Origin of the sequence: Achromobacter pulmonis (genome assembly GCF_902859765.1) — a bacterium.
Classification (GTDB): Bacteria; Pseudomonadota; Gammaproteobacteria; order Burkholderiales; family Burkholderiaceae_B; genus Achromobacter; species Achromobacter pulmonis.
In genome coordinates this window covers 222,570-244,603 of the sequence record NZ_CADIJV010000001.1, presented here as the reverse complement: position 1 = coordinate 244,603, position 22,034 = coordinate 222,570, and the positions used below count along the sequence as shown (strand labels likewise).

The 22,034-nt window shown below is 65.6% G+C and carries 20 protein-coding genes; 10 read left to right on the top strand and 10 right to left on the bottom strand.

Features of this window, described 5'->3' with window-relative positions:
- The 5 genes from HV701_RS01110 (at position 1) to HV701_RS01090 (ending at position 5,739) form a co-directional block, all read left to right on the top strand.
- Complete coding sequence (locus HV701_RS01110) at positions 1-2,787, top strand: sensor histidine kinase (protein WP_175131302.1); 2,787 nt, start codon at positions 1-3, stop codon at positions 2,785-2,787.
- Positions 2,788-2,790: 3 nt separating this feature from the next.
- Positions 2,791-3,483 (top strand): two-component system response regulator KdpE, encoded by a 693-nt coding sequence (gene kdpE / locus HV701_RS01105; protein WP_175131301.1) that lies wholly within the window; start codon positions 2,791-2,793, stop codon positions 3,481-3,483.
- 130 nt (positions 3,484-3,613) lie between these two features.
- Positions 3,614-4,378: a TorF family putative porin gene (locus tag HV701_RS01100; protein ID WP_175131300.1), complete on the top strand. Its 765-nt coding sequence runs from the start codon at positions 3,614-3,616 to the stop codon at positions 4,376-4,378.
- A gap of 134 nt (positions 4,379-4,512) precedes the next feature.
- Positions 4,513-4,836: a hypothetical protein gene (locus HV701_RS01095; protein WP_236755030.1), complete on the top strand. Its 324-nt coding sequence runs from the start codon at positions 4,513-4,515 to the stop codon at positions 4,834-4,836.
- Between the two features lie 3 nt (positions 4,837-4,839).
- A complete protein-coding gene (locus tag HV701_RS01090; protein WP_175131299.1) occupies positions 4,840-5,739 on the top strand; it encodes a 4-hydroxy-tetrahydrodipicolinate synthase family protein in 900 nt (299 codons plus the stop codon).
- On the opposite strand, the gene HV701_RS01085 is transcribed toward HV701_RS01090, so the two are convergent.
- From HV701_RS01085 to icd, 4 genes are all read right to left on the bottom strand, one after another.
- Positions 5,717-7,261 (bottom strand): methyl-accepting chemotaxis protein, encoded by a 1,545-nt coding sequence (locus tag HV701_RS01085; RefSeq protein ID WP_175131298.1) that lies wholly within the window; start codon positions 7,259-7,261, stop codon positions 5,717-5,719. The genes HV701_RS01090 and HV701_RS01085 overlap by 23 nt on opposite strands.
- 243 nt (positions 7,262-7,504) lie before the next feature.
- A complete protein-coding gene (locus HV701_RS01080) occupies positions 7,505-8,776 on the bottom strand; it encodes an O-antigen ligase family protein (RefSeq protein WP_175131297.1) in 1,272 nt (423 codons plus the stop codon).
- 126 nt (positions 8,777-8,902) lie between these two features.
- Positions 8,903-9,880, bottom strand: a complete 978-nt coding sequence (locus tag HV701_RS01075; protein ID WP_175131296.1) for a glycosyltransferase family 9 protein — start codon at positions 9,878-9,880, stop codon at positions 8,903-8,905.
- A 219-nt stretch (positions 9,881-10,099) separates the two neighbouring features.
- Positions 10,100-11,356, bottom strand: a complete 1,257-nt coding sequence (gene icd / locus HV701_RS01070; protein WP_049071757.1) for an NADP-dependent isocitrate dehydrogenase — start codon at positions 11,354-11,356, stop codon at positions 10,100-10,102.
- A gap of 205 nt (positions 11,357-11,561) precedes the next feature.
- Here icd and HV701_RS01065 point away from each other — a divergent pair, with 205 nt between their 5' ends.
- Positions 11,562-11,987 carry a DUF1841 family protein gene (locus tag HV701_RS01065; protein WP_175131295.1) on the top strand — a complete coding sequence of 142 codons (426 nt, stop codon included), beginning with the start codon at positions 11,562-11,564 and terminating at the stop codon, positions 11,985-11,987.
- 72 nt (positions 11,988-12,059) lie between these two features.
- Here the strand turns inward: HV701_RS01065 and HV701_RS01060 are convergent, their stop codons facing one another.
- Together HV701_RS01060 and HV701_RS01055 are read right to left on the bottom strand one after the other, a co-directional pair.
- Entirely contained in the window at positions 12,060-12,422 is a 363-nt protein-coding gene (locus HV701_RS01060; protein WP_175131294.1) for a c-type cytochrome, read from the bottom strand.
- A 14-nt stretch (positions 12,423-12,436) separates the two neighbouring features.
- Positions 12,437-12,787, bottom strand: coding sequence for a c-type cytochrome (locus HV701_RS01055; protein ID WP_049071752.1), 351 nt, complete (start codon positions 12,785-12,787; stop codon positions 12,437-12,439).
- Between the two features lie 178 nt (positions 12,788-12,965).
- Here HV701_RS01055 and HV701_RS01050 point away from each other — a divergent pair, with 178 nt between their 5' ends.
- Positions 12,966-13,847, top strand: coding sequence for an AAA family ATPase (locus HV701_RS01050; RefSeq protein WP_175131293.1), 882 nt, complete (start codon positions 12,966-12,968; stop codon positions 13,845-13,847).
- 22 nt (positions 13,848-13,869) lie between these two features.
- Positions 13,870-15,042, top strand: coding sequence for a vWA domain-containing protein (locus tag HV701_RS01045; RefSeq protein WP_175131292.1), 1,173 nt, complete (start codon positions 13,870-13,872; stop codon positions 15,040-15,042).
- Positions 15,043-15,072: 30 nt separating this feature from the next.
- Here the strand turns inward: HV701_RS01045 and HV701_RS01040 are convergent, their stop codons facing one another.
- The 3 genes from HV701_RS01040 to HV701_RS01030 all read right to left on the bottom strand — a co-directional run bounded on the left by HV701_RS01040 (position 15,073) and on the right by HV701_RS01030 (position 16,996).
- A complete protein-coding gene (locus HV701_RS01040) occupies positions 15,073-15,630 on the bottom strand; it encodes a GNAT family N-acetyltransferase (protein WP_175131291.1) in 558 nt (185 codons plus the stop codon).
- A 92-nt stretch (positions 15,631-15,722) separates the two neighbouring features.
- Positions 15,723-16,103 carry a hypothetical protein gene (locus HV701_RS01035; RefSeq protein WP_175131290.1) on the bottom strand — a complete coding sequence of 127 codons (381 nt, stop codon included), beginning with the start codon at positions 16,101-16,103 and terminating at the stop codon, positions 15,723-15,725.
- Between the two features lie 293 nt (positions 16,104-16,396).
- Positions 16,397-16,996: a GNAT family N-acetyltransferase gene (locus HV701_RS01030; protein ID WP_175131289.1), complete on the bottom strand. Its 600-nt coding sequence runs from the start codon at positions 16,994-16,996 to the stop codon at positions 16,397-16,399.
- Positions 16,997-17,107: 111 nt separating this feature from the next.
- Here HV701_RS01030 and HV701_RS01025 point away from each other — a divergent pair, with 111 nt between their 5' ends.
- The gene (locus tag HV701_RS01025) at positions 17,108-19,861 is read left to right on the top strand and encodes a M16 family metallopeptidase (protein WP_175131288.1); all 2,754 of its coding nucleotides are present in this window, start codon (positions 17,108-17,110) and stop codon (positions 19,859-19,861) included.
- Positions 19,862-20,151: 290 nt separating this feature from the next.
- Positions 20,152-20,541, top strand: coding sequence for a DUF4148 domain-containing protein (locus HV701_RS01020; protein ID WP_175131287.1), 390 nt, complete (start codon positions 20,152-20,154; stop codon positions 20,539-20,541).
- A gap of 320 nt (positions 20,542-20,861) precedes the next feature.
- Here HV701_RS01020 and dnaJ read toward each other — a convergent pair whose 3' ends face one another.
- Positions 20,862-21,989, bottom strand: coding sequence for a molecular chaperone DnaJ (gene dnaJ, locus HV701_RS01015; RefSeq protein WP_175131286.1), 1,128 nt, complete (start codon positions 21,987-21,989; stop codon positions 20,862-20,864).
- Positions 21,990-22,034 lie beyond the last annotated feature (45 nt).

Here is a 22,034-nt window from a genome sequence, read left to right as displayed (position 1 = left end):
ATGGCTGACACTGCTGGCGAGCGTCCCGATCCGGACGCGCTCTTGAAAGACCTCGACGAGGCCGCGCGCCAGGCGGTGCGCGGCAAGTTGCGGGTCTACTTCGGCGCCTCGGCCGGTGTCGGCAAGACCTACGCCATGCTGGTGGCGGCGCGCGCCCAGGCCGCGCAAGGCGCCCGTGTGCTCGCCGGCATCGTCGAAACCCACGGCCGACGCGAGACCTCCGCCCTGCTCGACGGGCTGGCGGTCCTGCCGCTGAAAGACGTCGCCTACCGCGGCCACGTGCTCAAGGAGTTCGACCTGGACGGCGCCCTTGCCGCCCATCCCGACCTGGTGCTGGTCGACGAACTGGCCCACTCCAACGCGCCCGGCTCGCGCCACGCCAAGCGCTGGCAGGATATCCAGGAACTGCTGGCGGTGGGCATCGACGTCTGGACCACGCTCAACGTGCAGCATCTGGACAGCCTGAACGAGGCCGTCGGCAGCATCACCGGCGTGCGGGTCTGGGAGACCGTGCCCGACGAGATCTTCGACGCCGCCGACGAAGTCATCCTGGTGGACCTGTCGGCCGACGAACTGCTGCGCCGCCTCAAAGAGGGCAAAGTCTACCTGCCCGAGCAGGCGCGCCACGCCACCCGCAACTTCTTCCGCAAGGGCAACCTGATCGCGCTGCGCGAACTGGCCCTGCGCCGCACCGCCGAGCACGTCGACGATGACGTGCAGGCCTACCGCCGCGACCGCGCCATCGAACCGGTCTGGCGCACGCGCGAAGCGGTCGTGGCCTGCGTCGGCCCCGATGCCGACGCGGACTACGTGATCCGCAGCGCCCACCGCCTCAGCCAGCAACTTGAATGCGACCTGCATGTGGTCACCATTGACGCGCCGCGCGCTGCGCCGCCGCCGCAAGCCGAACGGGAGCGACTGCAACGCAGCCTGGCGCTGGCCGATTCGCTTGGCGCGCGCTGTGAAACCCTGGCCGGCGGCGACATGGTCGACGCGGTGGTGCGCTACGTGCGTCGCCACAACATCACCAAGGCCATCGTCGGCCGCACCCGCGCCAGCGGCCTGCAACGGCTGCGCCTGTCGCTGTCGGCATTGCTGACCGCAGCCATCAGCCCCGGCTGGCTGTGGCGCCGCCACAGCTTCGCCGATATGCTGGCCGCCGGCTGTCCGGAGATCGACGTCATCCGCCTGGGCGCGCCGCCGCTGCCCGCGGCCAGCGGGCCGGGCCGCGATCCGCTGACGCTGGGCCGCCGCGGCCGCCTGCCGGCCGATGAACGCGGCCCGTTGGCGCTGGCCGGCTACGCCTGGGCGCTGTGCTATTGCGGGGCTGCCACTGCGCTGTCGGCGCTGGCGTTCCCCGCGCTGCACCAGACCAACATCGTCATGCTGTTCCTGCTGGCGGTGGTCGCGGTGGCGCTGCGCCACGGTCGCGGCCCGGCCGCGCTGGCTTCGGTCGTCAGCGTGGGGCTGTTCGACTTCTTCTTCGTGCAGCCGCTGGCCTCCTTCGCGGTCTCGGACGTGCAATACCTGCTGACCTTCAGCGTGCTGTTGGCCGTGGGTCTGCTGATCGGCCAGCTCACCGCCGGCCTGCGATTGCAGGCCCAGGCCTCCGCCAAGCGCGAGGCCGACGCGCGCAGCCTGTACGAATTCGCGCGCGAGCTGTCGTCCGCGCTGCTGCCCGAGCAGATCGTCGCATCCGCCGGCGCCTTCGTCCATGCCACTTTCGGTGCGCGCTGCGCGCTCTACATCCTGGGCCTGGACGACCGCCTCAAGCTGGCCTCGCCGGCCGCCGAAGACATGCCGCCGCTGGAATCGGCGCTGGCCCAGTGGGTCTACGACCATGGCCAACCGGCAGGCGCCGGCACCGCCACGCTGTCCAACAGCGAGCTGCTTTACTTGCCGCTGAAGGCGCCGATGCGCACCCGCGGCGTGCTGGCGTTGGCCGCGCCGCGCCGCGGCCTGTTCTCGCAGCCCGACTCACGCCGCCAGATCGAGACCTACGCCACGCTCATCGCCATCGCCCTGGAACGTCTGCACTATGTGGAAGTGGCGCAGCAGGCGCTGGTCAGCATGGAATCCGAGAAGCTGCGCAACTCGCTGCTGGCGGCGGTATCGCACGACCTGCGTACGCCGCTCACCAGCCTGGTCGGCATGACCGACACGCTCATGCGACGCCAGGACACGCTGCCGGGCGACGTCCAGGACACCATCCGCGCCATGCGCGACCAGGCGCAGCGCATGCACGCGCTGGTCGCCAACCTGCTCGACATGGCGCGGCTGCAGAGCCGCGACACGCCGCTGCGGCGCGAGTGGCAATCGATCGAGGAACTGGTCGGCGCCTCGCTGGCCGCCATGCGCGAACCGCTCGCGGCACATCGCGTTGCGGTCGACCGCCTGTCCGGCCTGCCGCTGGTCGAATGCGACGGCGTGCTGATCGAACGGGTGCTGTGCAACCTGCTGGAGAATGCCGCCAAGTACACCCCGGCCGGCAGCGCCATCCGCGTGCACGCCATGGCGCGGGACGGCGAGCTGCGCGTGGCGGTGTGCGACAACGGCCCCGGCGTCGCGCCCGGCGCCGAGCGCCGCATCTTCGAGAAATTCACCCGGGGCGAACGCGAGTCCGCCACACCCGGCGTCGGCCTCGGCCTGGCGGTGTGCGAGGCCATCGTCAGCGCCCACCACGGCCGCATCTGGGTCGAGCATGCGCCGGGAGAACCCAACGGCGCGCAGTTCGTCTTCACCCTGCCCCTGGGCAGCCCGCCTCCGATCCAACCCGAAATCGCCTGAACCATGTTCGACTTTCAGCCCACCGTTCTCATCATCGAGGATGACGCCAATATCCGCCGCTTCGTGCGCCAGGCCCTGGAGAGCGAAGGCTGCGCCGTGTTCGAGGCCGACACCGTCAAGCGCGGCCTGATCGAGGCCGGTACGCGCCAACCCGATGCCGTGGTGCTGGACCTGGGCCTGCCGGATGAGGACGGCATGACCCTGATCCGCGAACTGCGCGGCTGGACCGAAGTGCCGGTGCTGGTGCTGTCGGCGCGCACCGCCGAGACCGACAAGGTGGCCGCGCTCGACGCGGGCGCCGATGACTATCTGACCAAGCCGTTCGGCGTCAGCGAACTGCTGGCGCGGCTGCGGGTGCTGCTGCGCCGTCATGCCCGCGGCGGCGCCGGCAGCGCCGCCGAGATCCGCTTCGGCGAGGTGCGCGTGGATTTCGCCAAGCGCGTGGTCGAACGCGGCGGCCAGCATGTGCATCTGACCGCCATGGAATACCGGCTGCTGGCCGCGCTGCTGGCGCACCGCGGCAAGGTCATGACGCACCGCGAACTGCTGCGCGAGGTCTGGGGCCCGTCGCATGTGGAAAGCAATCATTACCTGCGCATCTACATGGGCCACCTGCGGCAAAAGCTCGAGGCGGATCCGGCGCAACCGGTCTACCTGCTGACCGAGATTGGCGTGGGCTACCGCTTCGCGGGGTGAAGCCCGACGCGCAAGCAGGCGCGACATGCGGCGCCGTTGATGCGCCTTTTACGCGGGCCGAGCCACTCTTGTCTCGCCGTTTATGCCGCTTCTCCTATTGTGGCGATCCCGTCCAACACAGGAGAATTCCATGTCCCGCAACACCCTGGCCGCGCTTGCGCTGCTGGCCCTGGCCGCCCCCGGCCACGCGGCCGACGCCCCCGCGACGGTCGGCGAACCCGCCCCCGAGTATTCGCTGAGCGCCAACGTCACCCTGGCCAGCCAGTACCGCTACCGCGGCCTGATGCAGACCAACAACCAGCCCGCGATCCAGGGCGGCTTCGATTTCACCCACGCCAGCGGCCTGTACCTGGGCAACTGGAACTCCAGCATCAGCTGGCTCAACGACGGCAACAGCAAGGTCTCAGCGCCAGTGGAAATGGACTTCTACGGCGGCTACAAGGGCAATCTGGCGCCGAACGTGCCGTTCGACCTGGGCGTGCTGCAGTACTACTACCCCGGCGACTACCCATCGGGCTACACCCGTCCGGACACCACCGAGCTGTATGCCGGCCTGGGCTACGGTCCGGTGCTGTTCAAATACTCGATCGCCATGACCAACCTGTTCGGCTTTGCCGCCAGCAAGTACAGCCAGTACTTCGATCTGAGCGGCAACTTCGACACCGGCTTCTGGGACCTGACGGTCAATGCCCACGTCGGCCACCAGACGGTGCGCAACGTCACCGACGGCGCCTACACCGACTGGAAACTGGGGCTGACCAAGGACTTCGGCCAGGGCCTGACGATCTCCCTCGCCTACCTCGACACGAACGCCGACCGTGCCGTCTACACCAACAGCCGTGGCCGCTACATGGGCCGTGCCACCGGCCTGCTGTCGGTGACCAGGACATTCTGAGGCGCCCGGGCGTTGACGCGCTTTTTACGCGTCGCGCCCGCATTTTTTGGCGGGTTTTACGGTCCGCTTTCTATAGTGGAATCGTCATCAACCAACCGGATACGCGCAAGCCCGCCTGCGCCCCGCCAACCCCCATGATTCCCCGCCAAGAACGCAGCACGCACGCCTCGTTTGACCGCCCCGCCCAGGCCCTCGCGCCGCGGCCAGCGGAGAGAGTCTCCCTGACCGTCAGAATCGACACGCTGGACGCCTTGAAGGTCCGGCTGGCCCTGCACCGTGAGTTGGGCGAACGGATCGGCGTCTACGTGTTGTCGGTGGATCACGCTCATGGCCAGAGCGTCCTGCAGTTGCACTGCGACCGCGAACAGGTCGACGCCCTGATGCACGCGGTGATGTGCGGCCTGCCCCAGGCCGAATTCGGCCCGCTGCGCCCCGCGGGCGCCATCACGGTGCAGTAAGCCATGGATACCCCGCTCACTTCCGCTTTCGAGGGCCTCTGGCTGCCGATGGTCACGCCGATGCGCGGCGGCTACGTCGATGGCGAAGCCGCCCAGGCGCTGGCGCGCTACTACCGCAACGCCGGCATCGCCGGCCTGGTGCTGTTCGGTTCCACCGGCGAAGGCAACCTGCTGTCCATTCCCGAGAAGATCGAGATGATCGAGGCCATCCGCCGCGATCCACACGCCCTGCCGCTGGTGTTCGGCGCGGGCGGCGTCGACACGCGTGGCGTGGCCGCCGCCATCCGCCGCCTGGACAAGTACGCGCCCGCCGGCTACCTGGTGCCGCCGCCCTACTACCTGGGCCCGTCGCAGCAAGGCATCCTGTGGCACTACCGGCAGATCGCCTGGGCCACCGAACGCCCCATCATCCTCTACAACATTCCCAAGCGCGCTGGCGTCACCATGACGGTCGAAACCATGGAATCGCTGGCGCTGCTGCCCAATTTCCGCGCCGTCAAGGAATGCAATCCCCCGGTGCTGATGGCGCTGAACGCGCGCGGCCACCTCGCGGCGCTCTGCGGCGAGGACATGGCGCTGCTCGACCATTTCCTGGCCGGCGGACGGGGCGCCATTCCCGCCGCCGCGCATCTGTTTCCTGAACGCTTCGTCGAAGTCATGCAATTGGCGCGCGACGGCCGCGCCGATGCCGCGCGCGATCTGTTCGAACCGCTGCGCGGCCTGATCCGCCTGCTGTTCGCCGAGCCCAATCCGGCGCCGATCAAGCGCGCGCTGGCCCTGCAGGGCCTCATCGCCGAAGAATTGCGCCTGCCCATGACCAGCGCCAGCCGCGAATTGACCGCGCGCCTGCAACGCGCCATGAGCGTGGCACAGGGTTCTCCTAGTAGGCTGCAGACAGCTTGAACACGGCCACCGCGCGCGCCAAGTCGTCGGCCTGGTCGTGCAGGGTGGAGGCCGACGCCGCGAACTCCTCGACCAGCGCCGCGTTCTGCTGCGTCACGCCGTCCAGATGCGTCACTGCCTGATTGATCTGCTCGATGCCCACGCTCTGCTCGGCCGAGGCCGTGGCGATCTCACCCATCAAGGGCGCGCTGGTCGCGGCCGACTGCAACACACTGCCCATGGTGGCACTGGCCTGCTCCACCCGTTGGCTGCCACGCGCGACGGAATCCGAGGACGCCTCGATCAGCGTCTTGATTTCCTTGGCGGCGGTGGCCGAACGCTGCGCCAATGCCCGCACTTCTCCGGCCACCACCGCGAACCCGCGGCCCTGTTCGCCCGCGCGCGCGGCCTCCACAGCCGCATTGAGCGCCAGGATATTGGTCTGGAACGCGATCTCGTCGATCAGGCGGATGATCTCGTCAATCCGCTGCGAGCTTTGCGATATCTCGCGCATCGCATCAATCGCGTGCTGGGTTTCCTCGCTGCCCTGGCGCGCCAGCTGCGCCGACTGCCCCGCCAACGAACTGACTTCGCGCACGTGTTCCGCGCTCTGCCTGGCGGTGGCGGTGATCTGCTCAACGCTGGCCGCGGTCTGTTCCAACGCCGCCGCCTGCTTCTCGGTGCGGTCATGCAGGTCCATGCTGCCCGCTGCGATCTGGCGTGAGGCTGCGGCGATCGAGCCGGTGGAATGAACGATGCTGCGCACCGCCACGTCCAGGCGCTCCTGCATCAGCGCCATGGCGCCGAACAGCCGGCCGATCTCGCCCCGGTGATGGCGTGAGATGACGCTCGACAGATCCCCCCGCGCCACCCGCTCACACACCTCGACCGCCTCGTCCAGCGGACGGATGATATGGGAGCGGAAAAAACGCAGCGCCGCCGCCAACAACACCGCCAGCAGTCCCACCGTCACCCCTCCCTGGCGCCACAGCGTGGCGCTGAAGGCCGCATCGACGTCGTCCACATACAACCCGGTGAACAGCAACCAGCCCCATTCCGCATCGTAGACCGCATAGCTGATCTTGGGCAGGGCAGCATCCGCCCCCGGCCGCGGGAAGCGGTATTCAATGAAGCCGCCCCCCTGCTTGCCACGGTCGTACAGTTCCTCGAAGATCGGCAGGCCGTCGCTGTCCTTGACCGCGCGCACATGGGTGCCCACAAGCTTGGCATCGGGATGCACCAGCAGCGCATAGCGGTCATCGAACACCCCGACGTAGCCATCCGCGCCATAGCGCAACTGCGCCAGGCGCTGCGCCACATTGCGCTTGGCCTGCTCAACCGACAAGCCTTCGTCGACAGCGCGTTGCTTGCCGTTGCGCACGATACCGGCCGCCAGGTCCAGTACATGGCGCAGTTCCGTCTTGCGGTCGACCAGCATCTCGCCACGCCGCTCCCATGCTTCCCAGCCTCCCAACGCGAGCACGGCGGCGCCAACGGCGAACACGAACCACAGTAGCTCCCTGCGCAAGCTTGAATTCTTCATAGACCCTCTTCGTCCTGTCCTTCCGCGCTCGCAACCAAAGACTGCGGAATGTGACTATTTATATGTTGCGTCCGAGCAGCATACGAGGGTGCAGCAGGGGTTTTCACCGACGAGGGCAGGCTGGCTTGATCTACGTCAATCGCATTCGGCATTTGTTGCGCAACGCGCGCGCGAAAAAAAAGCAAGGCCATACAAGCCTCGCTTTTTTTGCGGACAAGCCGCCCGCGCAGGCGGCGATGCCGTCTAGCGCCGCGCCGCCAGATGCTGCTGCGCCAGTCCGGTACGAGCCGAGGTCAGCGCATACAGCACCACCACGGTCAACGCATAGATCGGCACGCTGCGCATGTTACGGAACATCATTTCCGACAGGCTGAAGACGAAGTAGCCCAGGCAGAACAGCATGCCGATCTGCGAGCCGACATGCACCACCGGGTCGTTGCTGGCGGAACGGCGCCAGAAAATCGCCGCCGGAATCAGATACAGCGCCAGGATGCTGAGCAGGCCCAGCAGGCCATAACCGGCCAACGCCCCCAGCATATCGTTGTGGGGCTCGCCATAACCAACCGCCACCTCTTCCGTCACGATGCCCTGCTTCTGCAGCTTCACCAGTTCGGACCGGAAGTGCGGCACGCCGACACCGACCAGCGGGCTTTGTTTGAACATCAGCCACGAGGCTTCCCACAGCTGGATGCGGATTCCCACCGAGGTATCGCGATCATGTTGCTCGTAGCGGTTCAGGTCCGACACCACCCCTTTCCAGCGGCTTTCCTTCGAATGCCAGGACACGGCGGCCACCACCGCCATCACCATGACCAGACCGCCCAGGAACAACAGTTTGCTGCGCAGGCGCCACTGGCGCTTGGTCAGCAGATAGACCAGGCCGAACACCAGCAGCAAGGCCCAACTGCTGCGCGTCTGCGATACCCAGACGCCATAGATGCTGAGGGGCACCGCGGCAATCTTCAGCCCCGCCTCGAGACGAGGCCAGGGCGACAACCGCCAGGGTAGCGTCAGGAGCGCTCCCAGGCCGAAAAGAATCGTCAGGTCGGCAAAGGCCACGGCGTTATAGCGCCCGCCAAAATCGGAAACCGCGCCACGGCCCAGACTCGGGGAATGCACGATGTAGATCAGCATCAGCGAACCGGCGAAGGCACCGAACAGGAAGCTCCATTGCACATGCTGCAGCCAGTTGCGGGGCACCCGCAGCAACAGCCAGCAGACCGGCACCGCCAGGGCGAATCGCAGCAGCTTCTCGATTTCAGAAGAACTCCACACCCCCAGGTAGGTGCTGCTGACGAGCATCGCCAGCAGCGGCGCCATCAGTGCCACGGCCATCGGCCACAGTTCGCGCAACGCAAAGGGTTCGCCGGAGCGCACCAGGTTCATCGCCATCGCCGTCAATGCGATCACAGCCGTCAGGTAGAGAATGGCGGGTCCGCCCACGGCGCTGGTCAGGGCCAGAGCGGGGATCAGCAACGTCAGGAATGCGACGCTGCGCAAGCAATTAATGGACATGATAGGTTCAGCTCAGCCTTTGCGACGACCGGTCGGCACATCTAGGGATAGGAATTGGCCAGCGCACAGGCAGCAACGGTTTGCGCGGAATCGAGCAACCATTTACCGCGGCACCGCTGTCCGGAGTCAAGAACGGACGGCCTTGGAGGCCGCCATGGATTTTTTATAGTCGCGCGTCAACCCTTCGAACGCCGCCATGACGCTGCCCGGTCGCAACCACTCGCGCCACAGCCGGTCACGCCAACGGCCGCCCGGGATGTAGGCGGGATAGGCGATGCGCGACATCGACCAGCCCGGCCGCCAGGCCTTGGTACGGGTCGGGCGGCCCGTCAAGGTCAAGGTTGGCACCCCGACGCTGGAAGCCAGGTGGCCAATGCCGGACTCGTTGCCGATGAACCAACCGCACTCATGGATGAACGCGGCCACATCAGCCAATGATGGTGACTGCTGGATGGGCAGGCCCGCATCCGTCAGGCAGGCCCATTCGGCCCGCTCGTGCGGCGCCAGAATGAAAACCGGCTCATACCCTTGTCGCTGCAGGCGCAGGCCAAGCTCGACAAAATGCCGGGGCGCCCAGCACCGCTGGGCGCCCGTGGACGACGGATGCACCGCCACCCGGGCTTCGAACACACGATGACGCCCCGCCACCGGGGGCCGCAGGCCGATATCGGTGCCAGACAAAGGCAGTTCCAATACATCGCGGCAGTAATCACTGATCTGGTTGAGCTTGACGAAGCCCTTGCCCGTAATGACCACGTGCGCGTCGTAATAGAAATAGGATGCGGCAACGTCGTGCAGGGCGTATGGCCAGCCTATATGCATCTGCGCCGCGCAATCATAGCCGGCCAGCGCCTGCGCGGCCTGCTCCTTCGGCAGCGACGGCCGGATGTCCATACCCGGGAACCAGGTCCTCAGGCCATAGGCAAAATCGCCAAAAACGGTGACCTCGCGCCCATGCGCAGCCAGATTGTGCGCCATCGTCATCATCAACAGCGTGTCGCCCAGCCTGGGCGCCATCAGTAGCGCGATGCGCTTGGCTTCGCGCAAGCCACGCACAGAAGCCGAGGCATCGTAAGGCGGCATATCGGGGGCGGGTTGTGCCATATCAAAGAAAAATACGCGGGCTGAAGGGATTACCGTATTACAAGCGCTGTAATTATACTGTCACAATAATCACAAATTATTTCTTTTTGTCATACCCCGACGCATAAAGCGCGCACAGTTGCGCAGGCCAGACCGGAAAGAACATGCGGGCCCTGAAAAAACCCGCAGGCCAGAGGGCTTGCGGGTTTTCAGGTGGCACGCCGACAAGGAAAGATCCCGTCACATGTTTTCGATCATGACCTGGCCGAAGCCCGAGCATGACACCTGCGTCGCCCCTTCGAGCAGGCGGGCGAAGTCGTACGTCACCTTCTTGGACAGGATCGATTTCTCCATGCTGGAGATGATCAGATCGGCCGCCTCGGTCCAACCCATGTGGCGCAGCATCATTTCCGCCGACAGGATCTCGGACCCCGGGTTCACATAGTCCTTGCCCGCGTACTTGGGCGCCGTGCCGTGCGTGGCCTCGAACATGGCGACCGAGTCGGACAGGTTAGCGCCCGGGGCGATGCCGATGCCGCCCACCTGCGCGGCCAGCGCGTCGGAGATGTAGTCGCCGTTCAGGTTCAACGTGGCGATCACGTCGTATTCGGCCGGGCGCAACAGGATCTGCTGCAGGAACGCGTCGGCGATGACGTCCTTGACGATGATCTCACGGCCGGTCTTGGGATTCTTGAACTTGCACCACGGGCCGCCGTCGATCAGTTGCGCGCCGAATTCCTTCTGCAGCAGCGCGTAGCCCCAGTCGCGGAAGCCGCCCTCCGTGAACTTCATGATGTTGCCCTTGTGCACCAGGGTCAGCGAGGTACGGTCGTTGTCGATGACGTACTGCGCCGCCTTGCGCACCAGGCGCTCGGTGCCTTCGCGCGACACCGGCTTGATGCCAATGGACGAGGTGTTGGGAAAACGGATCTTCTTGACGCCGAGCTTGGTCTGCAGGAACTGGATCAGTTCCTTGGCCTGCTCGCTCTCGGCCATGTATTCGATACCGGCGTAGATGTCTTCCGAATTCTCGCGGAAGATCACCATGTTGGTCTTTTCGGGTTCGCGCACCGGCGAAGGCACGCCCTTGAAATAGGCCACCGGGCGCAGGCAGACGTACAGGTCCAGTTGCTGGCGCAGCGCCACGTTCAGCGAACGGATGCCGCCGCCGACCGGGGTGGTCAGAGGGCCCTTGATCGACACCACGTAGTCCTTGACGACCTCCAGGGTCTCGTCGGGCAGCCAGACGTCCGGGCCATAGACCTTGGTGGCCTTCTCGCCGGCATAGACTTCCATCCAGTGGATCTTGCGCTTGCCGCCGTAGGCCTTTTGCACCGCGGCATCGACGACCTTGATCATCACGGGGGTGATGTCCGCGCCCGTGCCGTCGCCCTCGATGTAGGGCACGATGGGCTGATCAGGCACATTCAGCGAGAAATCAGCATTGACCGTGATCTTCTGGCCCCCAGCGGGCACCTTGATATGTTGATAGGACATGAATGCTCCATTTGCTCCGGGTGGTTTTTCTGCACGCGCGCCGCATCGGCTGGCGTGAGCGCCGCGGGCCGCGTGGCCCTGGCCGAACGCCCACTGGATGGCGGATAGCAACCAATTCTATATCGCATTGGCGCCGGCGGGCGGGCGACGTGCCGGCGGGCGGTAAAATAAAGGCCTCTCTGGCCAGCCTGGCAACCGTCTGACAATGTTCAACCCTTCCCGCGACCAAGTCCGCGAATTCTTCATCGAAACCTGGCGCAAGCACCGCGCCAACGAAGTCCTGACCCCGCTGGAGGCCATGGCCCTGGACTGGATCATCGAGCACCAGGAATACCATGCCGACCTGGAAAGCCCCGAGGCCATGAGCGCCGAATACGCGGTGGAGAAAGGCCGCACCAACCCATTCCTGCACCTGTCGATGCACCTGGCCATCGCCGAGCAGTTGTCCATCGACCACCCGCCAGGCATCCGCAACGCCTACCAGCGCCTGGTGGCGCGCAGCGATGCGCACCAGGCGGCGCACGAGATCATGGAATGCCTGGGCCGGGTGGTCTGGGAAGCCCAACGCCTGGGCACGCCGCTGGACAGCGATACCTACATCGACCTGATCCGCCAGCGCGCCGAGCGCTAGGCCGTTGCCGCGCCCCATGAAAAACCCTCGGTCACCCGAGGGTTTTTTGCGTTTGCGCCGGGGCGCGCGGCCTTATTTGCGCACGCCCAGGTCGCTCGGCAACGAGGACAGCCAGGCCGCCACATTGCCGATGTCCTGGTCGGACAGTTGAGTGGCGAAAGCGCCCATGATGGGATTCTTGCGCACGTTGGCCGTGGCCGCGCTGCCCGAGGCGCCACGGCGGTAGGCCTTGAGCGCATGCACCAGGTAGTCGGCGTGCTGGCCGGCCAGCGTCGGATAGGCCGGGTCCACCGCCGTCTTGGCGTCGGCGCCATGGCAGGAGGCGCAATTGAATTTGTCGAACACGGCCTTGCCGGCCGCCAGGTCCTGGGCCTGGGCAGTCGCGCCCGAAATGGCCAACGTCGCGCCCGCGAGGGCAAGCATGATGCGGTTCATGTGATTGCCCCCTGTCATTTCAGATTCGAGTAGTACGCGGCCAGATCGGCGATGTCCTGGTCGGACAGGCTGCCGGCAATGGCGTCCATCGTGGGATGGCTGCGCGCGCCTTTCTTGTACTCGTTGAGGGCGGTCTCGATGTATTTGGCGTTCTGGCCGGCGATCATCGGGACGTGGTACAGCTCGGGGAAGGTCGCCTTGTAGCCTTCGATGCCGTGGCAACCGATGCACATGGAGACCTTGTCACGGGCATTCTGGACGTTGCCGACCGGCGCCGCGTCCGCAGCGGCTGCCTGGCCGGCGATCGCACAGGAGGCCAAGGTCAGCAGAGAAACCGTGTACTTCAGAGAGAATCGCAACTTCATTGGGATGGCTCTTCTTGGTATGGCTTGAGGACTAGGGCCTGCTCACACGGAAAGGCCCCCGGCAAACACGTTGCGGGTCGAACCCCACTGCAAAACCGCCTGATTGTACGATAATTGTCTAGGATTAATACCCGAAAATGGCCTTGATCTCCCTCAACTCCGAGAAGCCCACCGATCCATGTCCGCTGCCCAGACCGCTCCTTCCGCACCGCAAACACGCTTCGATGGCACCGATCGTTACGTCGCCACCGATGACCTCAAGCTTGCCGTCAACGCCGCGTTGACGCTGCAACGCCCGCTGCTGATCAAGGGTGAACCCGGCACCGGCAAGACCATGCTGGCCGAGGAAGTGGCGCGCGCGCTGGGCCGCCCTTTGCTGCAGTGGCACATCAAGTCGACCACCAAGGCGCATCAGGGTCTGTACGAATACGACGCGGTGTCGCGCCTGCGCGACTCGCAGCTCGGCGACGAGAAAGTGCGCGACATCCGCAACTACATCGTGCAAGGCACGCTGTGGCAGGCGTTCGAGGCCGAGCAGCCAGTGGTGGTGCTGATCGACGAGATCGACAAGGCCGACATCGAATTCCCCAACGATCTGCTGCGCGAACTCGACCGCATGGAATTCCATGTCTACGAAACGCGCCAGACCATCGCCGCGCGCCACCGCCCGCTGGTCATCATCACCTCCAACAACGAGAAGGACCTGCCCGACGCCTTCCTGCGCCGCTGCTTCTTCCACTACATCCGCTTCCCCGATCGCGACACCATGCGCGACATCGTCGCGGTGCACTTCCCCGAACTCAAGCAGGACGTGCTGCGCGCGGCGCTCGACACCTTCTTCGCCCTGCGCGATGCGCCTGGCCTGAAGAAAAAGCCGTCCACCTCGGAACTGCTGGACTGGTTGCGCCTGCTGCTGGCCGAAGATGTCAGCGCCGCGCAGATCGACGCCCATACCGCCACCGCGGTGCCGCTGATGGCGGGCGCCCTGCTCAAGAACGAGCAGGACGTGCACTTGCTGGAACGGCTCGCCGCCATGACCCGCGGCACCCAGCGCCGCTGACGCGCCCCCAACGGCGGCCGCCATGCTGATCGACTTTTTCTACCACTTGCGGGCCCACAAACTGCCGGTTTCGGTGCAGGAATACCTGACACTGGTGGACGCGCTGCGCCAGGACCTGATGACGCCCACGCTGGACGACTTCTACTTCCTGGCGCGCACTGCGCTGGTCAAGGACGAATCGCTCTACGACCGCTATGACAAGGCCTTCGGCGCCTACTACAAGGGCATCGAGGCGGCGCTGCCGGCCGGCAAGGACATCCCGCTGGACTGGCTCATCAAGCAGTTCGAGAAAAGCCTGACGCCGGAAGAAAAAGCCGCCATCGAGAAGCACGGCTGGGACAAGCTGATGGCGCTCTTCAAGGAGCGCATGGAAGAGCAGAAGGAGCGCCACGCCGGCGGCAGCAAATGGATCGGCACCGGCGGCACCTCGCCCTTCGGCAACGGCGGCTACCACCCCGAAGGCATCCGCGTCGGCGGCCAGTCGGCCGGCAACCGCAGCGCGGTCAAGGTCTGGGACATGCGCCAGTTCAAGGACTACGACGACCAGGTCGAACTCGGCACGCGCAACTTCAAGATCGCGCTGCGTCGCCTGCGGCGCTTCGCGCGCGAAGGTGCCGAACTCGAGCTGGACCTGGACGACACCATCGCCAGCACCGCGCGCAACGCCGGCCACCTGGACCTGCGCATGGTCCCGGAGCGCCACAACACGGTCAAGGTGCTGATGCTGCTGGACGTCGGCGGCAGCATGGACGACCACATCGGCCGCGTCGAGGAACTGTTCTCCGCGGCGCGCAGCGAGTTCCGCAACCTCGAGGTCTACTACTTCCACAATTGCCCCTACGAGAGCCTGTGGCAGAGCAACCGGCGGCGTCAGAACGAACGCTTCGACACCTGGGACGTGCTGCGTAAATACAACCCCGACTGGCGCCTGATCATTGTCGGCGATGCCACCATGAGCCCCTACGAGATCCTGCAGCCGGGCGGCTCGGTCGAGCACTACAACAAGGAACCCGGCGCGCAGTGGATGCGCCGGCTGCTGGACGCCTGGCCCAAGTCCGTGTGGCTCAATCCCGAGCCCACCGCGTCGTGGCAGTACCGCCAGTCCATCGCGCTGATGCGCGACATCATGCAGGACCGCATGTACCCGGTGACGGTCGCGGGGCTGGAGCAGGCGATGCGGGTGCTGTCCAAGTAACCTGCCGGCCGCTCGCCGCGGTGTCGCGCCTCAGCCATCCACCGGCTGCGCCGGCGTGTCCAGCGTCAGCTGATAGAACGCCAGGTCGAGCCAGCGGCCGAACTTGAAACCGGCCTCGCGAATGGTGCCGGCGTGCACGAAACCCAGCTTCTCATGCAGCCGTATACTGCCCTGGTTGGCCGCGTCGATACCGCCGATCATCACATGCACCTGGTTGGCGCGGGCGCGCCCGATCAGCACGCGCATCAATGCCTCGCCCAATCCCTGCCCGCGAAAACGGCCGTCGACATAGACGGAATGCTCGACCGAATACTTGTAGGCAGGCCAGGCGCGGAACGTGCCATAGCTGGCGAATGCCATCAACTCGCCCGCCGCGTTTTCGAAACCCACCACCGGGAATCCGCCACCGGCCTTGGCCTGGAACCAGCCCTGCATCGCCTCGCGCGGCCGCGGCTTGTAGTCATACAACGCGGTCGAGGTGAGGATGGCCTCGTTGAAAATGGCCAGAATCTGGTCCGCGTGGCGCTCGTGCGTGCAATCGACCAGGATGGCGCCCTGCGGGGCGCCCGTGTCAGCGTGCGTAGTCATGCCGCGGATTGTAGCGATCCGCGGCAATGCCGCGACAAAAAAAACCGGCGTAATCGCCGGTTCAGTGAAGGGACTGCCGCTTCTGGCCACTCTCAGGCGGCGCGGCTCTCGACTGATCGGTGGGGGATCCCGGCCATGCCGCGTACGCCAGGGCACTGGCGCCAGCACAATTCGTCGGCGTCCATGTCCAGGTCAAACAGGTCGTTGGCCGCGGGCCAGGGATGTTCGCGGGCCTGCGCGCCCTCCATTTCGAGCACGTGCCCGGCAAAGCCGCGCGGCGAACCGCCGCACTCCGCGAAGTAGCGCTGCGCGCGCAGATCCACCACGTAGGTGGTCATGTCATGGGTCAGTATGGCCACGAATTGGCCGTCATCACTGGCATAGGCGTACTGGAATTGTCCTTTGATGCGGTCGCCGCTCATGGGGCTGCCGGTCAACTGGGACAAGGCACGCGTGACGATCTCGGTCAGCATGGGTCGTTCCTCCGAAAGATGCGCCGGCAGGATGCCGGCGGCGAAGGCGCGAACAACAAGCACCGTCGTCGCCCGCGGGGTGGGGACGCGATCCGGCATGGGGCCGGTCTGCGACCCGGCGAGGCGGCGGCTGGCGTTGGACGGGAAACCTGTAGACGGCTGTCGCGCGTCCCGTCGACAACAGCAACTACGTTCTGCAAAGCTTACACCCGCGCCCGTCCCGACCTCAAATCGGCCGCGCCACGCCAGGATGTTGCGCCGCAACACGTCGGCATGACAGGGGCTGCCGGTACTTATGCCGCTGCAAACGGCTCCGAGCCTGGGCCTGCGTCACTATTTTTCTGCGCATGCCAGGCCTCGCGCGCCAGCCGGTACAGCACGTGCGTCTTCAACGGATGGCCGTCCGGCACCGCCGGATGCGCGAAGCGCGCTGCTTCCTCGCGCATGCCCAGGCGCCGCATCACCGCGCGTGACGGCTCGTTCTCCGGAACCGTGAACGCCACGATCTCGGAAAGACCGACCTGCTCGAATCCCACCCGCAGCGCGGCCTGCGCGGCTTCGCTGGCATAGCCCCTGCCCCAATAGGGCGCGGCCAGGCGCCAGCCGATTTCCACGCCGGGCGCGAACGGCAGCGTCGGCGCCAGCGCCTTGATGCCGACGAACCCGATGAACGGCGCGACGCCCGGCGCCTCGACAGCCCAGAAGCCCCAGCCGTATTCATCGATGCCGGCGGCCAGCCGGTCGGCCAGCGCGTCGCTTTCCGGCGCGGTCAGCGGCAACAGGTAACGCGTCACGCGCGCATCGGTATTCATGGCCGCGAACGGCTTGCGGTCGGCCGCCAGCCACTGCCGCAGCACCAAGCGGGGAGTCTCAATTTCAAGGGATAGCGACATGCGCGTTTTTTCCAGACGGAACGACAGGCCGGTGCGCCAGGGGCGGGCCCCTGAACCATTCACACCGTATACACTCCAACGGATTCTGCCATGCCAAAGGAATAGTCCGCCATGCGCCTGTCCATATCGAAGCTGCCGCGCCCTCTGGGCGCGCTGCTGTTCACATCCTTCCTGGCCTTCCAGGCCGGAGCCGCCAGCCTGCCGGATGGCGTCACGGAGGCCGCCTCGATTGAAGGCATTACCGAATACCGTCTCAGTAACGGCCTGCGGGTCCTGCTGGTGCCCGATGAATCCAAGCCGTCGACCACGGTCAACATGACCTACCTGGTCGGCTCGCGCAACGAGAATTACGGCCAGACCGGCATGGCCCACCTGCTTGAACACATGCTGTTCAAGGGCACCTCCACCACCCGCAATGCGATGGGCGAGTTCTCGCGCCGCGGCCTGCAGGCCAACGGCTCGACCTCCAGCGACCGCACCAATTATTTCGCCAGCTTCGCCGCCAACCCCGACACCCTCAAGTGGTACCTTGGCTGGCAGGCCGATGCCATGGTCAACTCCCTGATCGCCAAGGAAGACCTCGATTCCGAAATGACCGTGGTGCGCAACGAGATGGAAAGCGGCGAAAACAGCCCCTTCCGCATCCTCATGCAGAAGATGCAGGCCGCCGCCTACCAATGGCACAGCTACGGCAAGAACACCATCGGCGCCCGTTCCGACGTCGAAAACGTCGACATCGGCCAGTTGCGCGCCTTCTACCACGAGTACTATCAGCCCGACAACGCGGTGCTGATCGTGGCCGGCAAGTTCGATCCGCAGGCCACCCTGGCCGACATCGAAGCCACCCTGGGTAAGCTGCCCAAGCCGGACCGCAAGCTGCCGCCTGAATACACCATCGAGCCGGCCCAGGACGGCGAGCGCAGCGTCACCCTGCGCCGCGCCGGCGGCACGCCGCTGGTCGCGGCGATGTACCACATCCCCGCCGCCGGCAGCCCCGACTTCGTGCCTTTCGACCTGGCCACCACCATCCTGGCCGATACGCCGTCGGGCCGCCTCTATCATGCGCTGGTGCCGACCAAGCTGGCCTCGGGCGTGTTCGGTTTCACCATGGAGAACCTGGACCCGGGCCTGGCGATGTTCGCGGCGCAATTGACGCCGGGCAAGAACCAGGACGCCGCCATGAAGGCCCTGACCAACACGCTGGAAAGCCTGGGCAAGAAGCCCTTCACCCAGCAGGAGCTTGACCGGGCCCGCAGCAAGTGGCTGACCTCCTGGGAGCAGACCTACAGCGATCCCGAACAGGTCGGCGTGGCGCTGTCCGAGGCCATCGCCGCCGGCGACTGGCGCCTGTTCTTCCTGCAGCGCGACCGCGCTCGCAAGGCCACGCTGGCCGAAGTGCAGCAGGCCGCCACCACCTACCTGATCCAGAGCAACCGCATCGAAGGCCGCTACATCCCCACCGACAAGCCGGTGCGCACGCCGCAGATGCAGCGCGCCGATCTCACCGAGGTCTTCAAGGACTACAAGGGAGACCCCGATTTCAAGGCCGCCTCCGCCTTCGACCCTTCGCCGCAGAACATCGACCGCCTGACTCAGCGCAAGACGCTCGACCTGCCCAATGGCCCGGTACAACTGGCCCTGCTGCCCAAGGCCACCCGCGGTAACCGCGTGCAGGCGCAGATGCTGATCCAGTTCGGCAACGAAAAAGACCTGCTCGGCCAGCGCGTCAACGCCAGCGCCGTGGCCGACCTGCTGATGCGCGGCACCGCCAAGCTGTCGCGTCAGGACATCCAGGACCGCCTGGACCAGTTGCAGGCCGAATTGGGCTTCAGCGGCGGCGGCACTACGCTCAAGATCGCCATGTCCACCAAGCGCGAGAACCTGCCCGAGCTGACCCGCCTGGCGCTGGACATCGTGCGCAACGCCAACTTCCCCAAGGAACAGATCGAGGAATACCAACGCCAACTCGAAACCTCGATCCAGAACGCCATGACCGAACCGCAGGCCCTGGCCGCGCGCGCCCTGGCTCGCCAGGACAATCCGTGGCCGGCCAACGATCTGCGCTATGTGCCGACGTTCGAGGAGTCGCTGGCCGGCATCCGCGCCTTGAACCGCGAGGCGCTGGCCAAGTTCCACGCCAAGTTCTACGGCGCGGGCAAGATCGAATACACCGCGGTGGGAGATTTCGAGCCCGGCGCGGTGGAAAAGGCCATTGCGGATGGCCTGGCCGGCTGGAAGCGCGCCCCCGCCTATACCCGCGTCGCCAACCCCTACCGCGACATCCCGGCCAAGCAGTTCGACATCGAGACGCCCGACAAGGCCAATGCGTTCTACATCTCGCGCATGCCGCTGAAGCTGCAGGACACGGATGCCGACTATCCGGCGCTGTACCTGGCCAACTATCTGTTCGGCGCCTCGGAGACCTCGCGCCTGTGGAACCGCGTACGTGAAACCGAAGGCCTGTCCTACAACGTGCGCAGCTCGTTGTCGGTCTCGTCGTTCGAACCCAGCGCCAGCTGGACCATGTACGCCATCTACGCGCCGCAGAACCGCGAACGCCTGGAAAAGGCCATCGGCGAAGAACTCGCCCGCGTGCTCAAGGACGGTTTCAGCGATAAGGAAATCTCGGATGGCATCACCGCGTTGCTGAACTACCGCAACCTGGCGCGCGCCCAGGACGACGTGCTGGCAGGCACGTGGCTCGACTATCTGCAGCGCGGCCGCAGCTTCGAATGGTCGGCCGAGATGGACCGGAAGATCAGCGCGCTCACGCCCGCGGCAGTCAACGCGGCGCTGCGCAAGTACCTGCGGCCCGACGGCTTCAGTACCGCCGTCGCCGGTGACTTCAAGAAAAAAGCGCCCTGACGCGCCGCGTCCTCCCGCTGTTCCGACCCCTGCTGCGGCAGGGGTTTTTTTTCGCCTGCCGCGCATGCCGGCGACAGAAAAAGGGGCCGACCATCACCAAGATCATGCCATAAACGGGGAAATTTCTTATCCAAATTTTTATTGCATGCTTATTTGGAAAGATGTTTTCAGGATATACGGGTTTATCCCAGGTGAAATGCCGCGCACAATTCATTCATCGGGAACAAACAACGAACCACGACGGCAAGCCGCCAGATGCGGCCCCGCCCCACAACATATTGGAGGTCATTATGAAAACCCTGACGACTACCCTGCTGATTTCCCTAGCCCTGGCGGGAGCCGGCGCCCAGGCCGCCGGTGTCGAACAAGCCAAGTCGAGCGCCCAAGTGGCGACCGAACTGCAACAGGCCAAGATCAACGGTCAATACACCTTCGGCGAACTGGACTACCCGCCCGCCCTGCCCCAGACCACCAGCCTGAGCTCGCAGGACGTGCAAGCCCAGCTGCAACAGGCCAAGGCCAGCGGCGAATACACCTTCGGCGAACTGGACTACCCGCCCGTCGCCGCGGCTCCGGCCAGCGCCAAGTCGCGCGCTGAAGTCCAGCAGGAACTGGCCCAGGCCAAGGCCAGCGGCCAATACACCTTCGGCGAACTCGAGTATCCCCCGATCACCCGGTGAGCTGCTTGCTGTAGCCCGGCCGGCCTCGGGCGGCATCGTGGCCCGGGGTCGGTTTTTTCGGCCACAGCGGCAAAACAGGCGCGTGGATAAGGCCGCACCACGCGGTTGTTGTAGCAGTACCCGCAGTAGCAGTATGAAGTGGCAGTACCTGAAGTAGCAGTACGAAGTCTGAAGTAGCAGTACCTGCAGTGAAACCGCGGCGCAAGCCGCGGTTTTTTTTGCCCGGCGCAGGAACGCCCAAGGACAACGGCCCAGCACCCGGAAGTCTCCGGATGCTGGGCCGTGATGCGCCTCGCGGGGCGGCGATCAGCTCATGCGATTCAGCTGAAGAACTCCTTGACGCGATCGGTCCACGACTTGCTTTGCGGCGAGTGGCGGTCGCCCCCGTCGTTCAGCGAGGCCTCGAACTGGCGCAGGATGTGCTTCTGGTCGTCGCTCAGGCGCACCGGCGTCTCGACCACCACATGGCAGTACAGGTCGCCCGGGTAGCTGCCGCGCACGCCGCGGATGCCCTTGCCGCGCAGGCGGAAGGTCTTGCCCGACTGCGTGCCCTCGGGAATCGAGATCTCGGCCTTGCCGCCCAGCGTCGGCACCTGCAGCTCGCCGCCCAGCGCCGCCGTGGTGAACGGGATGGTCAGCTCGCAGTGCAGGTCATCGCCATCGCGCTGGAAGATCTTGTGCTGCTTGATGTGGATTTCCACATACAGATCGCCCGGCGGACCGCCATTGATGCCCGGTTCGCCGTTGCCGCTGGAGCGGATGCGCATGCCGTCATCGATGCCGGCCGGAATCTTGACCTGCAGGGTCTTGTTGCGGCGGATGCGGCCGACGCCATCGCAGGCCGTGCAGGGATCGGTGATTTCCTTGCCATTGCCATGGCAGGTCGGGCAGGTCTGCTGGACGCTGAAGAAGCCCTGCTGCATGCGCACCGCGCCGGAACCGCCGCAGGTGCGGCAGGTCTTGGGCGAGGTGCCGGGTTTGGCGCCGGACCCGTGGCAGGTGTCGCAGTGTTCCCAGCTGGGGACGCGGATCTCGGTGTCGAAGCCGGCGGCCGCCTGCTCCAGCGTGATTTCCAGCGCATATTTGAGATCGGCGCCGCGGTACACCTGCGGGCCGCCGCCCCCGCGACGGCCACCGCCGCCGCCGAATATCTCGCCAAAAATGTCGCCGAACGCATCGGCGAAACCGCCGCCCATGCCACCGCCCATGCCGGCGGCGTTGGGGTCGACGCCCGCGTGGCCGTAGCGGTCGTATGCGGCGCGCTTCTGTTCATCGCCCAGGACCTCGTAGGCTTCCTTGGCTTCCTTGAACTTCTCTTCGGCTTCTTTGCTGTCCGGATTGCGGTCCGGATGGTATTTCATGGCCAGCTTTCGATAGGCCTTCTTGAGTTCGTCATCCGAAGCGTTTTTCGCCACGCCCAGGATGTCGTAATAGTCGCGTTTTGCCATGATCGGTGGGCCCGGGAAGGAGCCTTCTTTTCAGTGCTACAGAAT

Bases quoted from the DNA above. Each gene is read 5' to 3' on its own strand.
- HV701_RS01110 (WP_175131302.1), top strand. From the start codon at position 1: ATGGCTGACACTGCTGGCGAGCGTCCCGATCCGGACGCGCTCTTGAAA.
- kdpE (WP_175131301.1), top strand. From the start codon at position 2,791: ATGTTCGACTTTCAGCCCACCGTTCTCATCATCGAGGATGACGCCAAT.
- HV701_RS01100 (WP_175131300.1), top strand. From the start codon at position 3,614: ATGTCCCGCAACACCCTGGCCGCGCTTGCGCTGCTGGCCCTGGCCGCC.
- HV701_RS01095 (WP_236755030.1), top strand. From the start codon at position 4,513: ATGATTCCCCGCCAAGAACGCAGCACGCACGCCTCGTTTGACCGCCCC.
- HV701_RS01090 (WP_175131299.1), top strand. From the start codon at position 4,840: ATGGATACCCCGCTCACTTCCGCTTTCGAGGGCCTCTGGCTGCCGATG.
- HV701_RS01085 (WP_175131298.1), bottom strand. From the start codon at position 7,261: ATGAAGAATTCAAGCTTGCGCAGGGAGCTACTGTGGTTCGTGTTCGCC.
- HV701_RS01080 (WP_175131297.1), bottom strand. From the start codon at position 8,776: ATGTCCATTAATTGCTTGCGCAGCGTCGCATTCCTGACGTTGCTGATC.
- HV701_RS01075 (WP_175131296.1), bottom strand. From the start codon at position 9,880: ATGGCACAACCCGCCCCCGATATGCCGCCTTACGATGCCTCGGCTTCT.
- icd (WP_049071757.1), bottom strand. From the start codon at position 11,356: ATGTCCTATCAACATATCAAGGTGCCCGCTGGGGGCCAGAAGATCACG.
- HV701_RS01065 (WP_175131295.1), top strand. From the start codon at position 11,562: ATGTTCAACCCTTCCCGCGACCAAGTCCGCGAATTCTTCATCGAAACC.
- HV701_RS01060 (WP_175131294.1), bottom strand. From the start codon at position 12,422: ATGAACCGCATCATGCTTGCCCTCGCGGGCGCGACGTTGGCCATTTCG.
- HV701_RS01055 (WP_049071752.1), bottom strand. From the start codon at position 12,787: ATGAAGTTGCGATTCTCTCTGAAGTACACGGTTTCTCTGCTGACCTTG.
- HV701_RS01050 (WP_175131293.1), top strand. From the start codon at position 12,966: ATGTCCGCTGCCCAGACCGCTCCTTCCGCACCGCAAACACGCTTCGAT.
- HV701_RS01045 (WP_175131292.1), top strand. From the start codon at position 13,870: ATGCTGATCGACTTTTTCTACCACTTGCGGGCCCACAAACTGCCGGTT.
- HV701_RS01040 (WP_175131291.1), bottom strand. From the start codon at position 15,630: ATGACTACGCACGCTGACACGGGCGCCCCGCAGGGCGCCATCCTGGTC.
- HV701_RS01035 (WP_175131290.1), bottom strand. From the start codon at position 16,103: ATGCTGACCGAGATCGTCACGCGTGCCTTGTCCCAGTTGACCGGCAGC.
- HV701_RS01030 (WP_175131289.1), bottom strand. From the start codon at position 16,996: ATGTCGCTATCCCTTGAAATTGAGACTCCCCGCTTGGTGCTGCGGCAG.
- HV701_RS01025 (WP_175131288.1), top strand. From the start codon at position 17,108: ATGCGCCTGTCCATATCGAAGCTGCCGCGCCCTCTGGGCGCGCTGCTG.
- HV701_RS01020 (WP_175131287.1), top strand. From the start codon at position 20,152: ATGAAAACCCTGACGACTACCCTGCTGATTTCCCTAGCCCTGGCGGGA.
- dnaJ (WP_175131286.1), bottom strand. From the start codon at position 21,989: ATGGCAAAACGCGACTATTACGACATCCTGGGCGTGGCGAAAAACGCT.